Origin of the sequence: Steroidobacter sp., from assembly GCF_016790065.1 — a bacterium.
In the GTDB taxonomy this organism is placed as follows: Bacteria; Pseudomonadota; Gammaproteobacteria; order Steroidobacterales; family Steroidobacteraceae; genus Steroidobacter.
Genome location: NZ_JAEUPY010000518.1, coordinates 1 through 5,434, shown reverse-complemented (window position 1 = coordinate 5,434; position 5,434 = coordinate 1). Strand labels below are relative to the sequence as shown.

Sequence of the window (5,434 nt, the reverse complement as noted above, 5' to 3'; positions counted from 1 at the left end):
AATGTTCGAGCGGCGTTGCTGACAGCCGCAGTCATCCCGCTCGCCATGCTGATGACGATTACCGGCATGGTTCAAAGCGGCGTCACGGCGAATCTCATGAGCCTCGGCGCACTCGATTTCGGGCTCATCGTCGACGGTGCGGTCATCATTGTCGAGAACTGCCTGCGGCGCTTGTCGCTCGCGGTGACCCATGAGGACCACGAGCTGTCGCTGCCGGAGCGGCTGAGGCTCGTGTTCGAGGCGACCCGTGAGGTGATGCGGCCGGCGATGTTCGGCGTCTTCATCATCACCGCCGTCTATCTGCCCATCCTCGCGCTCACCGGCGTCGAAGGAAAGATGTTTCATCCGATGGCGATCACCGTGATCATCGCGCTGATCAGTGCCATGGTCCTCTCACTGACTTTCGTACCTGCAGGCGTCGCCTTTCTGTTCCGCAGGCCTCTACCTGAGAAACACAACGTCATCGTACGCGCGGCGAGCTCGGCCTATGAGCCGCTGATTGGTCTGGCGCTCCGGTTGCGCTGGTCCGTCGTGGGGGCGGCCGTGGTGCTGACCTTGTTCTGCGGATGGCTGGTCACCCGTCTTGGCACGGAGTTCATTCCGAACCTGGACGAAGGCGACGTTGCCATGCATGCCTTGCGTATTCCAGGAACGTCGCTCACTCAGTCCATCCGGCAGCAGGAGTTGCTGGAGGCGCGCGTGAGGCAGCTGCCTGAAGTAGAGCGAGTGTTCGCCAAGATCGGAACGGCCGAAATCGCCACCGAGGCTGCGCCGCCTAGCGTGGCAGACAATTTCATTATCCTGAAACCCCGCGATCAATGGCCGGACCCCGAGAAGTCCAAAGCGCAGTTCGTGGCGGAGCTCGCCGAGCACGTCGCGCCGATTCCAGGCAATCGATATGAGTTCCTGCAGCCGATCCAGATGCGCTTCAACGAGCTGATCGCGGGCGTCCGCGCCGAGCTTGCCATCAAAGTGTTCGGTGACGATTTCGACACGCTGGTGCAGCTGGGCAGCGAGATCGGCGCTGCCGTCGGAGGCGTCGATGGAGCGGCCGACGTTGCCGTCGAACAAGCCACCGGATTGCCTGTGCTGACGGTGTCGCCAAAGCGCGAAGCCATGGCGCGGATGGGAATCAACGTGTCCGAAGTTCAGGATTTGGTCGCCACGGCCGTTGGCGGCTCGGTGGGCGGAGCGTTCTACGAAGGCGACCGTCGTTCGGACATCGTGGTGCGCCTGCCGGAGAACTTGCGAACCAACATGGATTCGCTGCAGCTGTTGCCCGTGCCCGTAGGAGAGGGCGGCTATGTGCCATTGGGCGAGATCGCGGAGCTGCAGCTGGAAGCCGGCGTCAACCAGATCAACCGTGAAAACGGCAAGCGACGTGTGGTTGTGACCGCGAACGTGCGTGGCCGCGATCTCGGTTCGTTCGTGGAGGACGTGCGTGCGGCGGTGTCGGATCGAGTCGAGCTGCCGGCAGGTTACTGGATCGAGTACGGCGGCACATTTGAGCAGCTCGAATCTGCCTCGAAGAGGCTTGCTGTAGTGGTGCCACTCACACTGCTCATCATCGGCAGCCTGTTGTACTTCGCACTGGGCTCGGCCAAAGATGCCGCCATCATCTTTTCCGGCGTGCCGTTGGCGTTGACCGGCGGCGTGCTCTCGCTTTGGATGCGCGGCATTCCTTTTTCGATCTCGGCGGCGGTCGGTTTCATCGCGCTGTCTGGTATCGCCGTACTCAACGGATTGGTGATGGTGACATTCATCAGCGAGTTGCGAGCGCAAGCGACATCGCTCGAGGTGGCAATCCGCCAAGGCGCATTGACGCGACTGCGGCCCGTGTTGATGACGGCGCTGGTGGCCGCTTTGGGGTTCGTGCCGATGGCATTCAACACCGGCATCGGCAGCGAAGTGCAGCGACCGCTGGCGACGGTAGTGATTGGTGGCATCGTGTCATCCACATTGCTGACCTTGATCGTGCTGCCTGCGCTCTATAGCCTCGTGCATCAACCCAAACGTCATGTTGTTCATCAATCAGGAGGAGTTTCTCAATGAAGATGATTCGAGTATTGCCCGCTGCCGCTCTTACGTTCGTAGTCGGTGCCGCGTTCGCGCACAAGGGCATGCACGGCCCAGGCGCGAAGTTCGATGCGGACGGGAGCGAGGACTTGTCTCTTGCCGAGTACACCGAGTACCTGAAGGCCGCTACCCAGGATGTAGCTGCGGCAGCTGACAAATTCGCCAAGTTGGATCGCGACAAGAACGGTGCACTGTCGAGCGCGGAGTTCATCGCGGGGTTGTCCAAAGATGGCGCAGCGAAGAGCAATCAATAACGACGCACGCAGAGGCGCTGTCACAGCGCCTCTGTTCTCATCGTGCCCTGTGGAGTCAATCTGTGTCCAAGCCGATATCACCGTTTGAAGCCAGTCCGCCTTCAGCCAAGAAGATTCTGATGAGTGTCGTAGCGGCGATTGCCGGCGCGGCGATCGTGCTGGTGACGATCGTTCTACCGGCCGAGTACAACATCGATCCCACACGTATCGGTGCTGCTCTGGGGCTTACGGCCATGAGCGCTCCGGCGAAAACGGTGCAGATCGCTGACGTGGTGGGCGGCAACGAGAAGTATCGAGAGGTGGCGATTCCGGATTTCGGCGAGCCCGCACCGCTGCCGAATCCCGCCGTTTTCCAGAAACAGCAGCGTGTCGCAAAACGCGAAGACCTGACGATTACGCTGAAGCCAGGCGAGCAGACAGAGATCAAGGCGCTGCTGAAAGTTGCACAGGTGGTCACCTTCTCCTGGCAGGCCGAGGGTGGCCTCGTCTATGTCGACTTTCACGGACATGAACCCGGTGAGGGCAATGCCTTTTGGGTTCGTTACGAAGAGCAGCAAGGAGGCACGCAGGGCAGCGGATCACTGGTGGCGCCGTTCGAGGGCGAGCACGGCTGGTTCTGGCTGAACATTGCTGATCAGCCTGTGACGGTCAAGCTCAATGTCGACGGTTACTACGAGAAGCTGATCAACTACGGCATCTCCGACAGCAGCGGCAAGGCATCCGGGAGCAAGTGACATGTCACTGAGACGAAGCGCACTCACATTCGTTTCTTTGTTGCTTGCTCTGTTCGCGCCGCTCCTGTTTGCGCACGGAGTCGAAGGCGGCGATGCGGCCTATCTGGAGCGCATCGAGGGTGTGCACTTTATCCCGTTGATGTACTTGGGTGCGAAGCATATGGTCACCGGCTATGACCACTTGCTGTTTCTGGCCGGTGTTATTTTCTTTTTGTACCGGATCAAGGACGTTGCGCTGTACGTAACACTCTTTGCCGTGGGGCACAGCGTGACCTTGTTGTTCGGCGTGCTTGCCGGTATCCACGCCAACGCCTATATCGTGGACGCGATCATCGGTCTGTCGGTCGTCTACAAGGCGTTCGAAAACATCGGAGGTTTTGCACGACTGGGAATCAAGTTCGATACGCGTGCGGCGGTGCTGCTGTTCGGTTTCGCGCATGGCTTCGGTCTTTCGACCAAGTTGCAGGATTTGTCACTATCGCAAGAGGGGCTGCTGCCGAACATGATTGCTTTCAACATCGGCGTCGAGATGGGGCAGTTCGCCGCGCTCGCGTTGATCCTGATTGCGTTCAACGTCTGGCGGCGTAGTGACGGGTTCGTCCGATCGGCTTACGCCGCCAATGTACTGATCATGATGGCAGGCTTCGCTCTGTTCGGTTATCAAATGACGGGTTACTGGGTGGCCTGATGAACGCAGGCGATTCTCTGTTCGGGGTGCTCAGCGACCGCACGTATCGTCACCTGTTCATGGCGCAGATCGTCGCGCTCGTCGGCACAGGGCTTGCGACCGTTGCGTTGGGCTTGCTGGCGTACGATCTCGCGGGCAAGGATGCCGGCGCTGTGCTCGGTACGGCGCTTGCAATCAAGATGATCGCCTATGTGGTGATCGCTCCGATTGCGGGCGCCTACGCGAATCGCCTGCCACGTCGAACATTGCTGGTGGCGCTCGATCTGGCACGGTTGTCTGTGGTGGTCGTACTGCCGTTCGTGAGCCAGATCTGGCAGATCTACGTGCTGATCTTCGTCTTGCAGAGTTGCTCGGCGGCCTTCACGCCGACCTTCCAGGCGACGATTCCGGATGTTCTGCCGGCGGAGCGGGATTACACCAAGGCGTTGTCACTCTCTCGACTCGCGTACGACCTCGAGACGCTGCTGAGCCCGGCGTTAGCGGCGTTGCTGTTGCTGGTGGTGAGCTATCAGGCTTTGTTCATCGGAACCGCATTCGGTTTTCTTGGCTCGGCTTTGCTTGTTGTATCGGTGGTGCTGCCGCGAGCGGTCGTGCCAACAACACAGACGACGATTCGGGAAAAGCTCACGCGCGGCGTTCGAATTTATCTGCTGACGCCACGATTGCGTGGGCTCCTTGCACTTAATCTCGCGGCAGCTGCGGGTAGTGCCATGGTCATCGTGAATACCGCCGTAATCGTTCGCAGCGAGCTTGGGTATTCCGATCGAGCGGTTGCGCTGGCGCTCGCGGCGTTCGGGGCAGGGTCCATGACGATGGCGTTCTGTTTGCCGCGCATCCTGCGGAGCTGGTCGGATCGTATCGTGATGATGACCGGAGGTTTCGCACTGACGTTCGTCTTGGCGCTCCAAGGTGCTCTATGGTTGTCACTGCCTGTGTCAACGCAATGGTCCCTGCTGCTGGTTGCGTGGCTTGGGCTCGGTGCAGCCTATGCCGCTCTGGTCACGCCCGGTGGCCGGCTATTGCGGCGTTCTTCGCAGGAAGAGGATCGCCCTGCGTTGTTCGCTGCGCAGTTCTCACTGTCGCATGCGTGCTGGTTGATCGCCTATCCGTTGGTTGGCTGGCTCGGCGCACGAGCGGGCACAGCATCAGCGTTGTTGGCCATGACAGGTCTTGCCGCGATCGGCGTGTTCGCTGCCGCCATCGCCTGGCCTCGTCACGACAAGGAAATTCTTTCGCATCACCATGACGATCTGCCACTGGACCATCCACATCTGCGTGACAGCGCAGGCGTGCATGCGCATGCCTACGTCATCGACGATCTGCACGTTCGGTGGCCCGCATAGTTGGCGTCCTAGCGTACCTTCCTATCGAAGCTGATCGGTGCCTGACTCGGATGCTGCAAGCAGCGCAGGCCTTGGCAGAGCGATAGGTTCCGATGGCGGCCGTTCGCGTTCCGTTGACAGCAGGTAGTAGTACAGGACGTCCGCGACGATTAGCATTACAAAGAAGGAGACGACCGTATCCGAAAAGAAATGCGCGCCGGTAGCAACACGGCAGAACGACGCCAGCACGCCGAACCCGATTCCCGAGAGGAGCAACGCGCGTCGTCTGCTCAGCGCTCGCGCCAGCGCGAGGGCGAAGAAGCCGCCAGCTGCCTCGCCTGACGAGAAGGAACAGTTCTT

At 60.2% G+C, this 5,434-nt stretch carries 6 protein-coding genes; 5 read left to right on the top strand and 1 reads right to left on the bottom strand.

Annotation, left to right across the window (positions count from 1 at the left end; translation table 11 throughout):
* The 5 genes from JNL55_RS21560 to JNL55_RS21540 form a co-directional block, all read left to right on the top strand.
* A partial coding sequence (locus JNL55_RS21560; RefSeq protein WP_293858688.1) for an efflux RND transporter permease subunit occupies window positions 1-2,052 on the top strand: 2,052 nt, incomplete at its 5' end.
* Window positions 2,049-2,330 (top strand): hypothetical protein, encoded by a 282-nt coding sequence (locus JNL55_RS21555; RefSeq protein WP_293858685.1) that lies wholly within the window; start codon window positions 2,049-2,051, stop codon window positions 2,328-2,330. The genes JNL55_RS21560 and JNL55_RS21555, both read left to right, overlap by 4 nt.
* A 62-nt stretch (window positions 2,331-2,392) precedes the next feature.
* The gene (locus tag JNL55_RS21550) at window positions 2,393-3,064 is read left to right on the top strand and encodes a hypothetical protein (protein ID WP_293858682.1); all 672 of its coding nucleotides are present in this window, start codon (window positions 2,393-2,395) and stop codon (window positions 3,062-3,064) included.
* 1 nt (window position 3,065) lies between these two features.
* Window positions 3,066-3,752, top strand: coding sequence for a HupE/UreJ family protein (locus tag JNL55_RS21545; RefSeq protein ID WP_415923132.1), 687 nt, complete (start codon window positions 3,066-3,068; stop codon window positions 3,750-3,752).
* A gap of 17 nt (window positions 3,753-3,769) precedes the next feature.
* Window positions 3,770-5,095, top strand: coding sequence for an MFS transporter (locus tag JNL55_RS21540; RefSeq protein ID WP_293858691.1), 1,326 nt, complete (start codon window positions 3,770-3,772; stop codon window positions 5,093-5,095).
* Window positions 5,096-5,116: 21 nt separating this feature from the next.
* On the opposite strand, the gene JNL55_RS21535 is transcribed toward JNL55_RS21540, so the two are convergent.
* Window positions 5,117-5,434: phosphatase PAP2 family protein (locus JNL55_RS21535; protein ID WP_293858676.1), on the bottom strand; the 318-nt coding region annotated here is incomplete at its 5' end.

Coding starts and splice junctions, on each gene's coding strand:
- JNL55_RS21555 (WP_293858685.1), top strand. CDS start 2,049: ATGAAGATGATTCGAGTATTGCCCGCTGCCGCTCTTACGTTCGTAGTC.
- JNL55_RS21545 (WP_415923132.1), top strand. CDS start 3,066: ATGTCACTGAGACGAAGCGCACTCACATTCGTTTCTTTGTTGCTTGCT.